The organism is Streptomyces sp. NPDC002784 (assembly GCF_053592135.1).
In genome coordinates this window covers 634697-651689 of the sequence record NZ_JBSFVD010000001.1, presented here as the reverse complement: position 1 = coordinate 651689, position 16993 = coordinate 634697, and the positions used below count along the sequence as shown (strand labels likewise).

Sequence of the window (16993 nt, the reverse complement as noted above, 5' to 3'; positions counted from 1 at the left end):
GGTGCCATAGGTAAAGCGGAAGGTCGGGTGCGTGAGCATGCGGTCAGTATGCCGCTCCCCTCGGTGACCGCCAACCCGGTTCGCATCCTGAGACGCCATCCGCCGTTGGCCGCCCCGTTAGAATCGATGGCACAGCCCCTTTCAAGCCGCCGGAAGGCAACCCGTGTCACCAGCGACCCCCGCCGCCCCCGACACCGTCCTGGTCGTCGACTTCGGCGCGCAGTACGCCCAGCTCATCGCCCGTCGCGTCCGTGAGGCCCGGGTCTACAGCGAGATCGTGCCGAGCACCACGCCGGTGGCGGAGATGCTCGCCAGGAATCCGGCGGCGATCATCCTCTCCGGCGGCCCCTCGTCCGTCTACGAGGAGGGCGCCCCCCAGCTCGACCGCGCGCTCTTCGAGGCCGGCGTCCCCGTCTTCGGCATGTGCTACGGCTTCCAGCTGATGGCCCAGAGCCTCGGCGGCACCGTCGACAACACCGGCGCCCGCGAGTACGGCCGCACCGACCTGCATGTCTCCCGGACGTCCTCCACCCTCTTCGAGGGCACCCCGGCCGAGCAGCACGTCTGGATGTCGCACGGCGACGCCTGCTCCGCCGCCCCCGAAGGCTTCGCCGTCACCGCCTCCACGGACGTCGTCCCGGTCGCCGCCTTCGAGAACGACGAGAAGAAGCTCTACGGCGTCCAGTACCACCCCGAGGTCATGCACTCCACGCACGGCCAGCAGGTGCTGGAGCACTTCCTGTACCGGGGCGCGGGCCTGAAGCCGGACTGGACCACGGGCAATGTCATCGAGGAGCAGGTCGCGGCCATCCGCGAGCAGGTCGGCGACAAGCGCGCCATCTGCGGGCTGTCCGGCGGCGTCGACTCCGCCGTGGCGGCCGCCCTCGTCCAGAAGGCCATCGGCTCCCAGCTGACCTGCGTCTACGTCGACCACGGTCTGATGCGCAAGGGCGAGACCGAGCAGGTCGAGAAGGACTTCGTGGCCGCGACCGGCGTGCAGTTGAAGGTCGTGGACGCGGAGGAGCGGTTCCTCAAGGCGCTGGCCGGGGTCTCCGACCCCGAGGAGAAGCGGAAGATCATCGGCCGCGAGTTCATCCGGGTCTTCGAGCAGGCCCAGGCCGAGATCATCGCGGACGCGGGTCCGGCGGTGGAGTTCCTGGTCCAGGGCACGCTCTACCCGGACGTGGTCGAGTCCGGCGGCGGCACCGGCACGGCGAACATCAAGTCGCACCACAATGTCGGCGGCCTCCCCGAGGACCTGGAGTTCCAGCTCATCGAGCCGCTGCGCAAGCTGTTCAAGGACGAGGTCCGGATGGTCGGCCAGGAGCTGGGCCTGCCGGAGGAGATCGTCCAGCGCCAGCCCTTCCCCGGTCCGGGCCTCGGCATCCGGATCGTCGGCGAGGTGACCAAGGAGCGGCTCGACCTGCTGCGCGACGCCGACGCCATCGCCCGCGAGGAGCTCACCGCGGCCGGCCTGGACCGCGACATCTGGCAGTGCCCGGTGGTCCTGCTCGCGGACGTCCGCTCGGTCGGCGTCCAGGGCGACGGCCGCACCTACGGCCACCCGATCGTGCTGCGCCCGGTCTCCTCCGAGGACGCCATGACGGCCGACTGGTCGCGGCTGCCCTACGAGGTCCTGGCGAAGATCTCCACCCGCATCACCAACGAGGTGCGGGACGTCAACCGGGTCGTCCTCGACGTGACGTCGAAGCCGCCGGGCACCATCGAGTGGGAGTAGGCCCCAGTCGTACTAGGTCCGCTTGATCAGGCGCAGGGGCTCGCCGGGTCTCCAGACCTGGAGGACGAGGTACCTGTCGTCCTCGACGCAGGTCCGCACGACCTCCGTCAGCTCGGCACGGAAGAGGTGGAACGGCTCCGGCGGTTCCACCTCTTCGCCGTACCGGGCCTTCTCCGCGGGGTCGTGGACCTCCACAGCCCGCCCGCTGATCCGCACGTCGCCGCCGCCCATGCCGGTGCCCTCCCCCGGGTTCGCCTGGAGCGCGAAGCGCGGGTCGCGGCGCAGGTCCAGCGCCTTGAGCGAGCCCGGCATCATGCCGAGCCACAGCTCCCCGTTCAGGAACCGCGTCTCCAGGCCGGTGGTGCGCGGGGAGCCGTCCTTGCGGAGGGTGGCGAGGATGTGGTGGGTGTAGGCGCCGAAGCGCTCCTCCACGAGCCTCGCGAGGTCGGGTTCGGCGGCGGTGAAGGCGGCCCAGCTGTTCGTCATACGACGAGTGTGGCGCCGAAACCCGACATCTGCTGTCCGGTATCAGGCGGTGTACGGCAGCGGACGTACGAACGTGTCCCGGCCCCGCTCGTCCCGCGCCGGTGCGCAGCCCGCCGCCGTCAGGCGCTCGGCCAGCTTGGCGCGCCGGGCCTCGTTCACGCGCAGGGTGATCAGCAGGAACGCCGGGGTCAGGGCGGCGAGCGTGAACAGCACCGCGAACTTCCCGGTCACGGCGGCCAGCAGCACGAACAGCAGCGGGAACGCCCAGGACATGCTGATCAGCTGCTTGCGGTTTGCGGCGGCGCCCAGGGCGTCGTACCGGATGAGCGTGGCGATCAGGTCGACGTCCGGCTGGGCCTCGGGGACGGGCGTCAGCGAGCCCTGGTGCATGCCGGGCACCGGGCCGCCCGCGCCCGCCTGCGGGAACGCGGCCGCGTTGGCCGCCGCGCGCTGCCGGGCCCGCGGGTCGGCGTCGCGGACCATGCGGACGTACAGGGTCTTCTGCTTGCCGACGTGGCGGACGTCCGCGTACCGGAAGCCGTAGCACTCGGCGATGTACGCCAGGGCGCCGAGGGTCTCCCACTCGGCGAGGGGATGCACGAGCTCGACCACGTCCTGGGACGCGAGCTGCCGCATGAGGGCGGTGACGTGGCGGTCGGCGATACTCACGAAGGCTCCTGGCTGAAAAGTGACGCTGAATCTCTTGTTCCGCATCACAGACCCATGAGTCCCTGAAAGGGTTGTGCGTCACCTTCACCACTCGGCCCTGCCCTTTTGCCCTGACCGACGGTAACTTCCGGGCCGTAACGGAACCAGCGCAGGAGGCTGCCACATGTCCGGGTCCACGCCGCCGTCTCCGCTGCCCACCGACCGGCTGCGCTTCGCCATGCCGCCGATGCACGAGTCGGTCGAGGACGAACGCCGGCACCGCAAGGAACGGCTCGCGGGCGCGCTGCGGATCTTCGGGCGCCTCGGCTTCGAGGACGGCGTCTCGGGGCACATCACCGCGCGCGATCCGGAGTTCAGCGACTGCTTCTGGGTGAACCCCTTCGGGATGCCCTTCCGGCACGTCACCGTCAGCGATCTGGTGCTGGCCAACTCCGACGGCCAGGTCGTCGACGGCCGCTACCACGTCAACCAGGCCGCCTTCACCGTCCACGCCCAGGTCCACGCCGCCCGCCCCGACGTCGTCGCCGTCGCCCACTGCCACTCCGTGCACGGCCGCGCGCTCGCCGCCCTCGGCGACCTCCCCGACCCGATCACCCAGGAGAGCTGCGCCTTCTACGAGGACATCGCCCTGTACGACGCCTACAGCGGCGTCGCCGTCGACGCCCGGGAGGGCCGCCGGATCGCCGGCACGCTCGGCTCGAACAAGGCGCTCGTCCTGCGCAACCACGGACTGCTGACCGTGGGGGACTCGGTGGACGCGGCGGCCTGGTGGTTCCTGTCGCTGGAGCGCTCCTGCCAGGTGCAGCTGACCGCGAAGGCGGCGGGCCGGCCGGTCCTGATCGACCACAAGGCGGCGGTCGCGACCCGGGAACAGCTCGGCGGGGACCTGGTCGCGTGGATCAACTACCAGCCGATGTGGCAGGACATCAGCCGCAGCGAGCCGGATCTGCTGAGCTAGTGGTGCTTCGTTCGGTTCTCGTTCTAGAACCCGCGCAGCACGGCGGCCTTCGTCATCGCGAACTCCTCGTCCGTCAGCACACCGTCCCGGTGCAGCTCGCCCAGCTCCCGCAGCCTGCGCAGGAGGACGTCGTGATGGTCGGCCGGGGGCGGCACGGCCGCCGCGAGCGGGCGGACGGGCTCCGCGAACTGCACACCGGTGCGAGTGGAGGGGTGCGGCAGCCGGGCCGTCACCGCGGTGGCGACCAGCGCGGTGAGCAGATCGCGGCGCGCGCTGCCCCACAGATCCAGGGCGTACGGGTCCTTCTCCGGCGGCAGCTTGGAAAAGGACGTCTCACGGGTCACGAACCGCAGGAAGCCGTCCTCGTAGCCGGAGTTGGGCAGCCACTCCACCCCGGCGACATCGGCGAGGTCGATGATGCGCGGCCCGGTGGCCCGCTTGACCCGGTCGGAGGTGTCGGCCCAGTCGATGCGCACCTGGACCCCGTCGAAGGAGACCGTGCCGTCCGAGGAACGCACCGAGACCGGCACCGGGGGACCGGGCAGCAGATAGGTCTTGGTGGGCTCGTTCGGGATCTGGTCCAGCAACAGGCAACGGCGGATCTCCTCGGCCACGTACTCGGCGACCCCGGCCCGGTCGACGTCCACCGTCAGCCGGTACGGGTCCGCCGGATCGGGCAGCCGTCCGCCGGTCGCGTGCAGCAGCGGGTCGGCGCCCTCCCGCAGCCGCATCCGCAGCCGGCCCCGCTTGCGCTCGGGTTCGAAGACGACACCGGCGACCGCCTCCAGCGGTACGGAGATCTCCCCGTACGTCTGCCGGAACAACGCCACCGAGCGGTGCAGACCCGGCGTGATCCTGACCGTGGCGCCGTCGAAGGCCCAGGTCCCGTCGCGCTGGATGATCTCGGCCATGGGGAAATTCTCCCAGCCGGGTCAACACGGCGGACCGCACGTCACTCCCGGCCGGCCTTCCACGGACCGGACCTGCCGGGCGCGGCCGGGGTGATGTAGGGCACAATTCGCTGTCATCGCACTGGAGTTGTGACGGTACTGAGCGCGGGGAAGGCGGCGTCGGACGTGGCGGTGCAGGAGGCGAGACAGGGCTCGGACGGGGGTGCCCACGCGGGTGGCTGCACCTGCGGGAACTGTCCGCACGGGGCGCGTGCGGGACACCGGCGGGCGGTGGCCGAATTCCTGCTGAAACGGGACGAGTTCGCGGCCGGGCAGGGGCTGCCGGCGGCGGTCGCCCACTCGGCCTCGGCGTCCCGGCAGTGGGTCTCCGAGGAACTCACCCAGTCCGCCGGACTGGTCGCCGAACGCGGCCGCGCCGAGGGCGACGCCTGGCTGGCCCGCCTGTGGCGCGGCACCGCGTGCACGGTGTGGACCCTGGTCGTCGCCCTGCTCCTGGTCCAGTCGCTCACCGCGATCGGCACCGGCTGGACCAGCGCCCGTACGGCCGGACTGCTGGCGGCGGTGGTGACGGCGGGCGCGCTGACCGCCGCGTCGTGGCTCCACCGCGCCCGGGGCGGCGCGCTGGCCCCCGTCATCGGTGAGGACAACCGGCTCTCCACCTCCCGCGCGGTGGCCGCGGCGTGGGTGCTCTTCGTGGCGTACGCGGTACTGGTCCTGGTGGGCCGCCTCGCCGTCGCCTCCGACCCCGACGAACGCGACGCCCTGATCTCCGGCCTCGAACTCGTCCGCGGGGCCGGTGCGGTGACCGTCCTCGCCGTGGTCTGCGCCCTCGCCGTACTGGTACGCCGGGTGGTGGGCCTGCGGGTGCTGGGCCAGCGCCTGCAGAAGGTCCCCGCGGACCGCCCACGCGCCGCCGACCTCCTGACCGACGACGCGGGCCGGGGTACCTTCGCCGACATCCAGTACGTGGTCATCAGCGCGGTGGCCCTGCTGTTCGCCGCGGTACGCCTGGCCCGCCGCCCCGACCAACTCCCGGACCTGCCCTGGGGCCTGGCGGTGGTCGTCCTGATCTCCGCGGCGACCTACCTGGCCGGCAAGTACGCCGAGGGCGGCCGTCCGGTGATCCTCTCCGTGGTCCGCTCCCGCGAGGCCGGCGATCTGGACGGTCCGATCCGGACCGGCGACGACATCGAGATCCGCGGCGCCGGGTTCGTCCCGCCCGGGGCGGGCACGGCCGACCGGCTCTCCCGCATGGTCGTCCGCATCGGCCCGGTCAACGTCCACGTCCCGCTGGTCCCGGTGGCCGGAGGCTTCAGCAACCCGACGGACACGGTCCTCACGGTCCCGGTCCCCGCGGATGTGGAGCCGGGGAGGGTGGAGGTACAGGTCGTGACGGCCGCCGGGGTGGAGACCGGGCGGTACGCGATCGATGTGACGGAGTGACCGCGCGGGGCGGACGGCCCGGGCGGACCGCCGGGGCGGGTCCAGGGCGGGGGCGAAAAACCGTCCACCCGGAGAAAATGGTCTGGTCAGGATTGAGCGGGCCCCGGCCGGTGAACGTATCGTCCCGTGAGGGGCACGTCCCGACGGGCGAGAGGCGGCACCTATGACGCATGGCTTCCGTACCGACACACACGACCCCTATCTGGACGGCGGCCACGACTGGCGGGACCTGGCGACCCGCTACGCCCTCCTCCCGCTCCGCATCTTCCTCGGCGTCACCTTCATCTACGCCTCCCTGGACAAGCTCACCGACAGCGCCTTCCTGCAGGACTCCGGCTCGGGCTCCATCGGCGACATGATGCGCGCCGTCCGCGACTCCTCCGCCGTCCCCTCCCTGGTCGACACCGCGCTCGACAACCCCGTCGCCTTCGGCTACGCCATCGCCTTCGGCGAACTGGCCGTCGGCATCGGCACCCTCCTCGGCCTCTTCGCCCGCCTCGCGGCCCTCGGCGGCGCCCTGATCTCGCTCAGCCTGTGGCTGACGGTGAGCTGGGCCGCGGAACCGTACTACTACGGCAACGACCTCCCGTACATGTTTTGCTGGGTGCCGCTCGTGCTGGCCGGGGCGCCCTACTGGTCACTGGATGCCGTGATCAGGGGCCGACGGCGGGGACGGGGCCAGGCGGGGGCTTGGCGGTAAGTCAGAGCTGCTCCTGTGCGGACAGGTGTCGGTACAGCGTTGCCCTGGACACTCCCAGAGCCTTGGCTATGGCGCTGACGCTCTCGCCCTTGGCCTTCCTTGCCTTGGCCACGGTGAGGAGATCATCAGTGATGACTGTGGGGCGTCCTCCGGTGCGCCCCTGTGCCTTGGCCGCTTCCAGTCCGGCCTTGGTCCTGTCCTTGATGAGGGAGCGCTCGAACTCCGCCATGGCGGCGATGATCTGGAAGAAGAGACGGCCGTCGGCGGAGGTCGTGTCCACGGCACTGAGAGCCCCCGTCAGTACCTTGAAGCCGATGCCACGGCCCCTCAGGCCGTCCACGATGCTCACAAGGTCGATGAGGGACCTGCCAAGCCTGTCGAGCTTCCAGACGACGAGGGTGTCTCCTGCCCTCAGGTAGTCGAGTACGGCTGTCAGTTCAGGGCGATCGGTGTTCTTGCCGGATGCCTTGTCTTCGAAGATCCGAGAGCATCCCGCATCAGTGAGGGCATCGCTTTGAAGTTGTGCCTCCTGGTCGTCGGTTGACACTCGGGCGTAGCCGATGAGGTGGCCGGTGGTAGGCGTCGTCACATGCCCAACGTCTCACAACTCGTCTCAAAACAGCAAGTGGCTTGAGGTGGTTGTGAGACGGGTTTTGGACACCCCTGCGGAACCCTGGGGGTCTTGTTGGGTGCCGTCTCGTAAACCAAGGTTTCTGAGACATGACCTGCGGCATGCACCCGGGGGTAATGAGGGTGGGTTTCCCTGGCGTGGACCGCAGGGGCAGGTTCCTTCGACGCTGTACAAGTTTCAGGACTTACCGCGCTTCGTGCACCGTGTGCACTGGCAGGGAGGCCAAGCCAGGGTCATGAGGGGCTGAAGATCGTCCGCCGTGGACACGGTTCGCTCGGGTTCCCAGGTCTTACCTGAGTCGCGGGAGACGCGCATGGTCATCAAGGGGCGGTCGTCGAAGAGTCCAACCGCCTTCCCAGAGCTCATGAGTTGTGCGCCTCGGAGTGATGCTGGCGCAGCTCGACGTTCGCATCAGAGACGGCGCTGTGGTCGCCTCTCGACCGGGAATTCTTTCGGCGTACGCAGATGTCGAGACAGGCGCTGCATCCTGGAACCGCTCTTGGCTCTGGCGGCAGTTCGGTGAGCCCGTAGCCCTGAAGTTGCTGTGTGCTCGCCATCAGTCCTCCCCGGTTTCGTGACCCATTCATGGTCCACCAGTTGGCGAGCAACGCCGATCAGTATTCCCGTTCCTGACTAAAGATCATCGATAGTGCTCTGTGCACTGCTCAAGCAACTCTCTTGCTTCGCCGCCGAATAGAGCGTGACGCTCGAACGAGGTAAAGACGGCAAGGTACTCAGAGATGTCGCGGGGATCGCGAAAGACCATGCGGCCAGTGAAGTTCTCGACCGTGGCCAACCGGTCGTCATAGACGGTGAAGGTGTTCATCGGTCCTCGTGGTATCACCGTCCCCATCGGGATAACTCCCATGCGGATGTTGGGAAGGTGGGAGGCTGATGTGAGACGGTCAATCTGAACGGCCAGGGCGGAGCGAGGGACGACTGCCCACCTGATTGCCTGTTCCGTGAGGAGAAACGTGAACGTCTTCGTCGTGTCGTAGAGAACGGCCTGACGCTCCAGTTTTCTCGTGATGGTTTTGGAAGGGTCGCCTGGCGTGTGGCTCAGGCTGGCACGGATGTATTCCGGTGTCGCCAACAGTCCTGTGATCATCGCTGGCAGAAAGTACCGCAGCTCCGTCGCTTCGGACTCCAATGAGGCCAACTCCGTCTGACGCTTCTCCATCCCCCTGCGCCAGGAAGAGCGCTTGTCCTGCCACTCGGTGTTGGCGATCCGAGCAAGGGCGGTAATCTCCGTGACCAACTCAGGGGGAGCGTCCAGGGCTCGAAGGATGCGCTCGACATCGACCAGCTTCGGTGTCTTCTTGCCGGTTTCGAACTTGCTGATCTGACTCTGGGACATGTTGCAACGCCTTGCGAGCCGATCTCCCGTGAGACCGGCTCGCTTACGCAACTCGCGGAGCTTTTCTGCCAGATCAGTCTTCGACTGCCCTAGCTGCTCAGGATCGAACGTCACTCGTCACTCGGCTTCTTTCACGTACTCGAAGAACGGTACGGAGTGGGCCAGAGCTATGCGCTTCCATTCCAGATACGGAGCGATGTCTCCAGTGAACAGTTCACGGTTGATCTGTGTCCCGTCCGGTCGGAAGTTGAGGCGCACCACTTGTGTCGCGTCGAACATCCACCAGTCGGTTCCCGAGAGCGGTAGACCGTAGTCATTGTGTGTGACATCCAGGATGCGGATATCCTCCCCGGCTTGGATGTTCCCGGGGATTCCCCAAGCGAATTGGTATCGCTGATAGTCCGTCAACGGTTGTCGTACGATTCGTACTCGCCCGATACTCCGTCCCGATGCCACGTAGTCGTGCACGCGCTCATGCCAGCGTGAGTTGTGGTCGGTGGGCTTGGGTTCCCTCCGAAGGAACCGAGCAACGTTCTCGGTCTCCTTGGGCATGGTGTACGTGGGCTGAGCCTCGAACCGCCAGGCGTCACGCTGGAAGGCGTCGAACGTCCTGCGCCACTCATCACCATCCAAGAGCACGTACGGCCTCCCTGAGCACTGCTTCGGGGATCTCCACCAGGGCCTCACCCTCGGGCGGCTGGAAGGCGCTGGACACGTCCCCCTGGACCACGATGGAGCCGCTTGCCGTGCGGTAGACGTTCGGACAGTCGTCGTCATCGCAGTTGGGTCCGTCGAACTTGCCGGTGAGACGGGTCAGTTCCTCACGTGCCATGGTGGCCCCTCGTCTGTGTGGCCCCTGTTGGGGCTCTTGCTGATCGACGCTACGTAGCCCGTTGTTCCTCGTCCATGTCAGGACCGAACTATTCCTGATGCGGAATAAACGATCTTCGATCACGCTGCCCTCGTCCTGCTCGGTCCCCTGAGGGACTCCTGCTGGCCTCGTGCGGTGTGACCCTGCTCCCACCTGCTCAGACTGCCGTCCGGGAATGACGCAAAGGACGCGTACCTTATTAATGTGGGGGGTTTTATATACCCCCACGAAAAACTTCTGAGAGTAGCTCGTACTGGTGGGCACCCCCCTCAAGAGGGATGCCCTCTGGGTTAGTGGATGGTAAATGGCTCACTTCGGTTTCCTAGGTCCACCTCTCCACCGAAGTCGGTGGTGTTGGAGACTCCCTTGGTGAGGGGATTTAGCCGGATGGTGATTCCTGCCTTCAGGAGGTGACGTGTTCTCTCGACCTCATTTCCTTTGTTCCTCTCCCACATGTGACGGAAGGTCTCCCCAGTGTCCCGGTACTCGTACCTGTCCGGCTTGTCGCCTTCGGCCGCCAGAGAGTCGTGTTCTTCATAGAGGGCGGCAATCTTCCTCTGTGGCCTTCTTTGCGAATCCCGATGAGTTCTTGCCGCCAGGGCGGAGGGACCTCTGTAGTTCCGTTACATACTCTTCGATCTCCCGGGGCCTCTGAGAGTTGTTCGACCCTTTTACGTAGTGGCGCTCGTGCGTAGGGAAGTCCCCGATGGTTCCGAGGATCATCGTCTCGACAAGCTCCTCCACCTTCTCGGCCCGGAAGGCATACCCCTTCCCGCAGGAATCCCGATTTGCTGACTTATTGCATCGGTACACCGGCTTGCCTTGCTGTCTCTCCGGGTTGAAGAGGTACAGGTTCTTGCCGCATCTGCCGCAGAGCACAACTCCGCGATAGGCAGTCGTGTTCTTGGTGGAGCGACGGGCGGCACCAGGTCGTCCGTTCATCTCATCCTGGAGCCTCGCCCACTCGTCGTCTGTCAGAATGGGGTCTGCCATTCGAACCTTCCCCTCGGAAGTGAGGATGGCTTGGGATACCCCGTACTTCTTTCCGGGAACCTTCACCTCTTCGCACTTCCAGCCGAGGATGGTTTCTGACCTCAGAATGTTAGTGATGGTGCGGCTCCGCCATACAGGAACCGATGTACCGTTTTTCTTTCGGCGATCCGACATCCTCTCACCCGCAGGGGAGGGAATCCCCCTGGCGTTGAAGTCGTCGCAGATGGTCGAGTAGGGCTCCCCGTCCTCAACTACTCGCTTGTACATCTCCCGAATGACTTGCCTTTGATTCTCCCGGACTCGAAGCCTCATCGCGCCGTCGGTGTCTCGGAAGGACTCGTAGCCGTAGGGCGGGTTTCCCTTGGCCCAGACGTTCTTTGACTTGGCGTAGCTCTGGAACGACTTGACTCGCATGGAGATGTTCTGGGCTTCAGTCTCGGCAATGGCGGCGAATAGATCGATGATGACGTGCCGGAAGGGGCCGATCATGTCGAGTACTGGTTCCTTGACCGAAACCAAGGCCTTGCCGCCGTGTGCAGTCGCCCACTTGATCATGTCTTGCATGTCGACGACCTTGCGGACGAACCTGTCCATCTTCCAGAACAGCAACAGGTCGAATTCGGGAGCCCGGTTGTTTAGCCACTCCCCGAGTTCCGGTCTCTCGAAGGGGTGCGACTTGGTGGCGGAGATGTGAGCGTCTCTGGCTACTCCCACCACCTGCCACCCGAGGTGCTGCCTTTCGTTCACGTAGGCCGTGCAGTCCTGGAGCTGCCGCTCCAACGAGGTGGACGCATCGGTCTCGTTGCTGATCCTGAGGGCGATCAGAACACGCACAGGCTTCATGAGCGGTCTCCCTACAACAGTGATACGCAAGTGACCTCGCCTACCTGATGGCCTGGCTGCCCCTGGTCCTCGCCGGCGCCCCCTACCTCTCCCTGGACGCCCTGCTCCACGCCCGCAGACGCCAGCGAGCGGGTTACCAGTAGGCGGCGACTGGCACCGGTTTCCGGCGGGCGGCGCCCGGCATCGGCTATCAGCAGGCGGCGACCGGCACGGCTATCAGTAGGCGGTGACTGGCGCCGGTTTCCGGCGGGCGGCGCCCGGCACTTGCTATTTGCAAGCGGCGCCCGGCACCCGCTGCCGCCAGGCGGCGACCGGCACCGCAACCTCCCCAGGTCACCGTGCAGCCTCCCGCTCGGCCCGGCTCGGCGTCGGTCCGGAGTCGTCGCCCGCTCGGCCCGTCCGGCGGCGCCTGCGGATGCCCCGGGCCACGATGGCCACCGCGCCCGCCAGGCACAGCCCGGCCAGCACCACCGGGATCACCGCGAACCACGGCGTCTCCCACGCCCCGCCCGCGTCCCCGGCGTAGAGGACGCCCGCGAGGGTGAGGAAGGCGCCCGCGACCAGCCGCCCGGGCTGGAACTCATGACGCAGCACGCCGCACCTCCGCCTGTCCCACGCCCACATTCAGATCGAGCTCGATCGTGCCCGCCGCCTCGGTGCCCTTGGCCGGCTTCAGCGTGACCTCCTTGTGCTTGCCCGGTGCCACGTCCACGTCCTGCTGGTCGTCGCCGGGGAGCTGGATGTCTCCCACGCCCACGGCGATGCTCACCTTCACGGTCACCTCCGGAGGCACGATCACCTTCAGCTCTCCGACGCCGACCTCGGCGCTGGTGGTCACCGTCCTGCCCTCGGCGACCTCCAGCCGGCTCAGGTCGAGGGTGCCGACGCCGGTGCCCAGGTCGTACTGGCTCCCCACGGCCGCCGCACTGGCCGGCTTCCAGGTCGTACGTATCCACTCGGTGCCGATGTCCTTGGGCAGGGCGGCCGAGGCGGCCAGCAGTCCCGCGGTGACGACCGCCATGAAGACGGACCCGGCTCCCGTGCGCCCGAGGAACGCGCTGATCGCGATGCCCGCGCCGAACACCATCAGCGCGCAGGCCAGACCGGTCTGGAGGCTGGTGCCGAGCGGATGCTCGTGCCAGGTCTGGCCGGTGCCCAGACCGCCCGCGACCAGGGCCAGCAGCAGCACCCAGCCGCCGATCCAGCGGGGCCCGCGCGGCTTCGGCGGTTCCGGGCGGCGGGCGCGCAGCTCCTCGCGGCCGTGGGGGTATTCGTCGAGGCTGATGTCGACCACCGCGGAGATGTCCCGGTCGCGGGAGTCGCGGGGGCCCCACAGATAGCCGGTGCCGCCGTCATGGGTGCCGTCCTTGACGATGGGGTCCCGCCACCAGGAGGGGTAGGCGGAGGGCGCCGGGGGCGCCTGGGCCTCCGGCGGGGCGTCGGCGACGGCCTGCGCGGCGAGCGGATCGGGGTCGGCGCCGCCGCGCTGCCGCGACCAGTACCCGGCGCCGGCGAGGAGCAGGGAGAGTATGACGGCGAAGGTCAGCACCCCGCCGTTCCTCAGCATGGTCAGGAACACTCCGCAGCCGACCAGCGCGAACAGCACCGCCGCCAGCGCCTGGCCGTCGACCCGGCCGGTGAGCAGCTTGCGCACCTCGTTCTCGTCCTCGTCGTCGGACGGGACGAAGAGCCAGGCGAAGCCGTAGAAGATCAGGCCGAGGCCGCCGGTCGCGGAGAGCACGGTGAGGGTGATCCGGAAGATCACCGGGTCCATGTCGCACTGCCGTCCGAGGCCCGCGCACACCCCCGCGAGCAGCTTGTGCCGCCGGTCCCGGCGGAACCGGCCGGGCGGCCCGGCGCCCGGCCCCTCTTCCCGCGCGCCCGCCCGCCCGTGTGCGCGGGAGCCCGCGCCGGGAGCGGAGTCCGCGGCGGGCGCGGCACCCCGCGGCCCGGCGCCCGCGGCGGGGCCCGGGCCGGAGCCGGGTCCCGGACCCGTCGCGGCGTGCTCGTGATCAGTCATGGGTCCATGGTGACGGGCGCGGCGCCCCGGCGGCAGTGGGAACGACCCTGGCCGGACCCTGATTTCGCCCCTGAGCCGGCGCCCGGGACCCGTTCGAGCCGGGGGCCGCCCGAAGATCGGGGGAGTCTCGGGGGTCAACCCTGATGCTCCGCTCCGCCGGTCGTGTGACCATCGGTGGCATGTCGGAAGCCGCAGCAGCGCCCCTCGCCGAACCGCGGCCGCCGCGCAAGCTCTACCGCAGCAGCGACGGACGCTGGCTCGGGGGTGTGGCGCGGGGGCTCGCCGGGCACCTCGGGCTGCCGGTGATCTGGGTGCGGCTCGTCTTCGTGGGCCTGTTCATGGCGGACGGCCTCGGCGCCCTGCTGTACGCCGCGTTCTGGTTCTTCGTGCCGCTCGGCGTCGGCGGCGTCGCGGGACAGCGCCCGCCCTCCCTCGTCGGCACCGAGACCGCGGCGGACGGCCGCCGCAGACTGGTCGCCCGCAAGCCGGACAAGGGCCAGATCGTCGCCCTGCTCCTCATGGTCGTCGTCGCCATGGTCTTCGTGGGCAGCGTCGACGTCGGCACCGGCGCGCAGGCCTATCTCTGGCCCGCCGTCCTCGTCAGCGCGGGCGTCGCCCTGGTCTGGCGGCAGGCGGACAACGCCCGCCGGGCCCGCTGGATGGAGGTCGGCCGCCGTCGGCGCACCCTGACCCTGCTGCGCGCGGCCGGCGGAGTGCTGCTGGTCACCGCCGGTGTCTCCGGCATCTTCGTGCTCCAGGGCTCGGCCGCCCACCTCGGCTCCGTGCTCCAGGCGGCCCTCGCCGTCCTCGTCGGCATAACGCTCCTCGCGGGCCCGTATCTGGTCCGCATGACCCAGGACCTCTCCGAGGAGCGGCTGATGCGCATTCGCGCCCAGGAGCGCGCCGAAGTGGCCGCCCATGTCCATGACTCGGTGCTGCACACCCTGACCCTGATCCAGCGCAACGCGGAGAACGCGGGCGAGGTGCGCCGCCTCGCCCGCGCCCAGGAGCGCGACCTGCGCACCTGGCTCTACAAGCCCGAGGGCACCGGGAAGGACGAGGCCGAGGAGCCCGACACCCTCGCCGACGCGGTCCGGCGCAACGCCGCGGAGGTGGAGGACAAGCACGGGGTCCCCATCGAGGTCGTCGTGGTCGGCGACTGCCCGCTCGACGAGCGGATCGGCGCACAGATGCAGGCGGCGCGCGAAGCGATGGTGAACGCCGCCAAGTACGGTGGCGAGGGCGGCGCCGTGCAGGTCTACGCGGAGGTCGAGGGGAAGACGGTCTTCGTGTCCGTCCGGGACCGCGGTCCCGGCTTCGATCTCGACGCGATACCCGCCGACCGGATGGGCGTCAGAGAATCGATCATCGGCCGCATGGAGCGCTACGGCGGTACGGCGCGGTTGCGCGCGGTACCCGACGGCGGCACGGAGGTCGAACTGGAGATGGAGAGGGCGGAGAAGACGTCATGAGCGACGAGGCAAGCGGTACGGCGGAGGCCACCGGCAGCGCGGGTGAGCGCCGGGTGCGTGTGGTCCTCGTCGACGACCACCGGATGTTCCGTACGGGGGTCCAGGCCGAGATCGGCCAGACCGAGCAGACCGGCGTCGAGGTCGTCGGCGAGGCGGCGGACGTCGACCAGGCGGTCACGGTGATCACCGCGACCCGCCCCGAGGTCGTCCTCCTCGATGTGCACCTGCCGGGCGGCGGCGGTGTCGAAGTACTGCGCCGCTGCGCCCCGTTGATGGCCGACGCGGCGGAGCCCGTCCGCTTCCTGGCGCTGTCCGTCTCGGATGCCGCGGAGGATGTCATCGGGGTGATCCGGGGCGGTGCGCGGGGCTATGTGACCAAGACGATCACCGGCACCGACCTGGTCGACTCGATCTTCCGGGTGCAGGAGGGCGACGCGGTCTTCTCGCCGCGGCTGGCCGGCTTCGTCCTCGACGCCTTCGCCTCCACCGACGCCCCTCCGATCGACGAGGACCTGGACCGGCTCACTCAGCGCGAGCGTGAGGTGCTGCGGCTCATCGCCCGGGGTTACGCGTACAAGGAGATCGCCAAGCAGCTGTTCATCTCGGTGAAGACGGTCGAGTCCCATGTCTCGGCGGTGCTGCGCAAGCTCCAGCTCTCCAACCGGCACGAGCTGACCCGGTGGGCGACGGCCCGACGGCTGGTGTGAGCCCGGATCCGCCTCACACACCCCGCCTCACACGACCCGGGTCGCCCCGGCGAACGGCATCTCGGTGATCGGCGCCACCCGGACCGGAGCGGACGGGTTCGGGGCGTGGATCATCTGGCCGTTGCCGACGTAGATGCCGACATGGGTGATGCCGGAGTAGAAGAACACCAGGTCGCCCGGGAGGAGTTCGGCGCGGGAGACCCGGCGGCCGGCGTCGATCTGGGCGTAGGTGGTGCGGGGCAGCGAGACTCCCGCGGCGCGGTAGGCGGCCTGGGTCAGTCCCGAGCAGTCGAAGGCGTTCGGGCCGGTGGCGCCCCACACATAGGGGCTGCCGAGCTTCTGGTAGGCGTAGGCGACGGCGTCCGCCGCACGGGAGTCGGGCGCCTGGCCGGTGGCCGCCCCGGGGGCCGCGAGGGGGGTGCGCGGGTCCGGCGCGGAGCGGGTGGCGCGCTCGCCCGTGTCCTCGCCCGGCTCCGCGCGCTCCTCGGCCGACAGCCGGGACAGCAGCCGCTCGGCGGCGTCCAGCTTCCCGGTGATCGTCTTCTTGTGCCGCTTCAGCTCCGCCTGGCGTGAGGTGAGCGAGGCCAGTTCGACCCGCGCGGCCCCGCGCAACCGCTCGATGGCGCGCAGCTGTTTGCGTACGTCGGCGACGGAGGCGGCCTGCCGGGTGCCGACGCGCTCGACGAACTCGGCGCCCTCCAGATACCGCTCGGGGTCGTCGGTGAGGGCGAGCTGTACGGCGGGGTCGAGACCGCCGTCGCGGTACTGCGCCGCGGCCATGGAACCGAGTGCGTCCCGGGCCGTGTTGAGCTTCTCCGTCCTGCGGGCGGCCTCGTCCCGCAGCGTCTTCAGCCGCGCCTCGGCCGCGTCCGCCTTCTCCTTCGCGCCGTTGTACTTGTCGGTGGCGGCCTCCGCCTCCCGGTACAGCCGGTCCACCTCCGCCTTGACCTGCGCCGGTGTCCGTACGGGCTCGGCGTGCCCGGTGCCGTCGAAGCCCGTCGCGGTCGCCGCGCCCGCGAGGGCGACGGTGGCGGCCGTACGGACGGTGGTGCCGCCGGCCGAGCGCTGCCGGGGCTTGCGGTGCGCTGCCATGGGGACTGCACGTCCTTTCGCACGACTCCTGTGACCCGCCCGGCCCGCACGCCGCCAGGGGAGCGGAGCACGGCCGCACGCGTCCGGCGGCGGCCCGCACAG

General features: G+C 69.1%; 17 protein-coding genes. 6 read left to right on the top strand and 11 right to left on the bottom strand.

Translation table 11 applies throughout. The features are described from left to right. Positions 1-163 precede the first annotated feature (163 nt). Complete coding sequence (gene guaA, locus ACWD1Z_RS02935; protein ID WP_451115007.1) at positions 164-1738, top strand: glutamine-hydrolyzing GMP synthase; 1575 nt, start codon at positions 164-166, stop codon at positions 1736-1738. A 12-nt stretch (positions 1739-1750) separates the two neighbouring features. Here the strand turns inward: guaA and ACWD1Z_RS02930 are convergent, their stop codons facing one another. Both ACWD1Z_RS02930 and ACWD1Z_RS02925 read right to left on the bottom strand, forming a co-directional pair. Further along, positions 1751-2224, bottom strand: coding sequence for a pyridoxamine 5'-phosphate oxidase family protein (locus tag ACWD1Z_RS02930; RefSeq protein ID WP_451115005.1), 474 nt, complete (start codon positions 2222-2224; stop codon positions 1751-1753). A 42-nt stretch (positions 2225-2266) separates the two neighbouring features. Continuing rightward, positions 2267-2893, bottom strand: a complete 627-nt coding sequence (locus tag ACWD1Z_RS02925) for a hypothetical protein (protein ID WP_451115003.1) — start codon at positions 2891-2893, stop codon at positions 2267-2269. A 163-nt stretch (positions 2894-3056) separates the two neighbouring features. On the opposite strand from ACWD1Z_RS02925, the gene ACWD1Z_RS02920 reads away from it, so the two are divergent. Then, positions 3057-3851, top strand: coding sequence for a class II aldolase/adducin family protein (locus ACWD1Z_RS02920; RefSeq protein ID WP_389415363.1), 795 nt, complete (start codon positions 3057-3059; stop codon positions 3849-3851). 23 nt (positions 3852-3874) lie between these two features. Here ACWD1Z_RS02920 and ACWD1Z_RS02915 read toward each other — a convergent pair whose 3' ends face one another. Further along, positions 3875-4762 carry a DUF4429 domain-containing protein gene (locus ACWD1Z_RS02915; protein ID WP_451115002.1) on the bottom strand — a complete coding sequence of 296 codons (888 nt, stop codon included), beginning with the start codon at positions 4760-4762 and terminating at the stop codon, positions 3875-3877. 165 nt (positions 4763-4927) lie between these two features. Here ACWD1Z_RS02915 and ACWD1Z_RS02910 point away from each other — a divergent pair, with 165 nt between their 5' ends. Together ACWD1Z_RS02910 and ACWD1Z_RS02905 are read left to right on the top strand one after the other, a co-directional pair. After that, complete coding sequence (locus tag ACWD1Z_RS02910) at positions 4928-6205, top strand: hypothetical protein (RefSeq protein ID WP_451115447.1); 1278 nt, start codon at positions 4928-4930, stop codon at positions 6203-6205. 163 nt (positions 6206-6368) lie between these two features. Continuing rightward, positions 6369-6905: a DoxX family protein gene (locus ACWD1Z_RS02905; protein WP_451115000.1), complete on the top strand. Its 537-nt coding sequence runs from the start codon at positions 6369-6371 to the stop codon at positions 6903-6905. A gap of 1 nt (position 6906) precedes the next feature. Here the strand turns inward: ACWD1Z_RS02905 and ACWD1Z_RS02900 are convergent, their stop codons facing one another. From ACWD1Z_RS02900 to ACWD1Z_RS02870, 7 genes are all read right to left on the bottom strand, one after another. After that, a complete protein-coding gene (locus ACWD1Z_RS02900) occupies positions 6907-7494 on the bottom strand; it encodes a recombinase family protein (RefSeq protein WP_451114999.1) in 588 nt (195 codons plus the stop codon). 682 nt (positions 7495-8176) lie between these two features. Then, entirely contained in the window at positions 8177-9007 is an 831-nt protein-coding gene (locus ACWD1Z_RS02895) for a helix-turn-helix domain-containing protein (RefSeq protein WP_451114997.1), read from the bottom strand. Positions 9008-9010: 3 nt separating this feature from the next. After that, a complete protein-coding gene (locus tag ACWD1Z_RS02890) occupies positions 9011-9532 on the bottom strand; it encodes a DUF6879 family protein (RefSeq protein WP_451114996.1) in 522 nt (173 codons plus the stop codon). Then, positions 9516-9725, bottom strand: coding sequence for a hypothetical protein (locus ACWD1Z_RS02885; protein ID WP_365445829.1), 210 nt, complete (start codon positions 9723-9725; stop codon positions 9516-9518). Before ACWD1Z_RS02885 ends, ACWD1Z_RS02890 begins: the two co-directional genes overlap by 17 nt. Before the next feature lie 573 nt (positions 9726-10298). Beyond that, positions 10299-11600 carry a recombinase family protein gene (locus ACWD1Z_RS02880; protein WP_451114994.1) on the bottom strand — a complete coding sequence of 434 codons (1302 nt, stop codon included), beginning with the start codon at positions 11598-11600 and terminating at the stop codon, positions 10299-10301. Between the two features lie 333 nt (positions 11601-11933). Then, complete coding sequence (locus ACWD1Z_RS02875; protein WP_451114993.1) at positions 11934-12194, bottom strand: hypothetical protein; 261 nt, start codon at positions 12192-12194, stop codon at positions 11934-11936. Continuing rightward, complete coding sequence (locus ACWD1Z_RS02870; RefSeq protein WP_451114991.1) at positions 12181-13620, bottom strand: PspC domain-containing protein; 1440 nt, start codon at positions 13618-13620, stop codon at positions 12181-12183. The genes ACWD1Z_RS02875 and ACWD1Z_RS02870 overlap by 14 nt, the downstream gene beginning before the upstream one ends. 179 nt (positions 13621-13799) lie before the next feature. Here ACWD1Z_RS02870 and ACWD1Z_RS02865 point away from each other — a divergent pair, with 179 nt between their 5' ends. After that, the gene (locus ACWD1Z_RS02865; RefSeq protein WP_451114989.1) at positions 13800-15092 is read left to right on the top strand and encodes an ATP-binding protein; all 1293 of its coding nucleotides are present in this window, start codon (positions 13800-13802) and stop codon (positions 15090-15092) included. Then, the gene (locus tag ACWD1Z_RS02860) at positions 15089-15799 is read left to right on the top strand and encodes a LuxR C-terminal-related transcriptional regulator (protein WP_451114988.1); all 711 of its coding nucleotides are present in this window, start codon (positions 15089-15091) and stop codon (positions 15797-15799) included. The genes ACWD1Z_RS02865 and ACWD1Z_RS02860 overlap by 4 nt, the downstream gene beginning before the upstream one ends. 27 nt (positions 15800-15826) lie before the next feature. Here ACWD1Z_RS02860 and ACWD1Z_RS02855 read toward each other — a convergent pair whose 3' ends face one another. Beyond that, entirely contained in the window at positions 15827-16891 is a 1065-nt protein-coding gene (locus tag ACWD1Z_RS02855) for an NlpC/P60 family protein (RefSeq protein ID WP_451114987.1), read from the bottom strand. Positions 16892-16993 lie beyond the last annotated feature (102 nt).

What these genes read in the sequence shown, in the direction of transcription:
- ACWD1Z_RS02930 (WP_451115005.1), bottom strand. Translation starts at nt 2,224, where the DNA reads ATGACGAACAGCTGGGCCGCCTTCACCGCCGCCGAACCCGACCTCGCG.
- ACWD1Z_RS02920 (WP_389415363.1), top strand. Translation starts at nt 3,057, where the DNA reads ATGTCCGGGTCCACGCCGCCGTCTCCGCTGCCCACCGACCGGCTGCGC.
- ACWD1Z_RS02915 (WP_451115002.1), bottom strand. Translation starts at nt 4,762, where the DNA reads ATGGCCGAGATCATCCAGCGCGACGGGACCTGGGCCTTCGACGGCGCC.
- ACWD1Z_RS02905 (WP_451115000.1), top strand. Translation starts at nt 6,369, where the DNA reads ATGACGCATGGCTTCCGTACCGACACACACGACCCCTATCTGGACGGC.
- ACWD1Z_RS02885 (WP_365445829.1), bottom strand. Translation starts at nt 9,725, where the DNA reads ATGGCACGTGAGGAACTGACCCGTCTCACCGGCAAGTTCGACGGACCC.
- ACWD1Z_RS02880 (WP_451114994.1), bottom strand. Translation starts at nt 11,600, where the DNA reads ATGAAGCCTGTGCGTGTTCTGATCGCCCTCAGGATCAGCAACGAGACC.
- ACWD1Z_RS02870 (WP_451114991.1), bottom strand. Translation starts at nt 13,620, where the DNA reads ATGACTGATCACGAGCACGCCGCGACGGGTCCGGGACCCGGCTCCGGC.
- ACWD1Z_RS02865 (WP_451114989.1), top strand. Translation starts at nt 13,800, where the DNA reads ATGTCGGAAGCCGCAGCAGCGCCCCTCGCCGAACCGCGGCCGCCGCGC.
- ACWD1Z_RS02860 (WP_451114988.1), top strand. Translation starts at nt 15,089, where the DNA reads ATGAGCGACGAGGCAAGCGGTACGGCGGAGGCCACCGGCAGCGCGGGT.
- ACWD1Z_RS02855 (WP_451114987.1), bottom strand. Translation starts at nt 16,891, where the DNA reads ATGGCAGCGCACCGCAAGCCCCGGCAGCGCTCGGCCGGCGGCACCACC.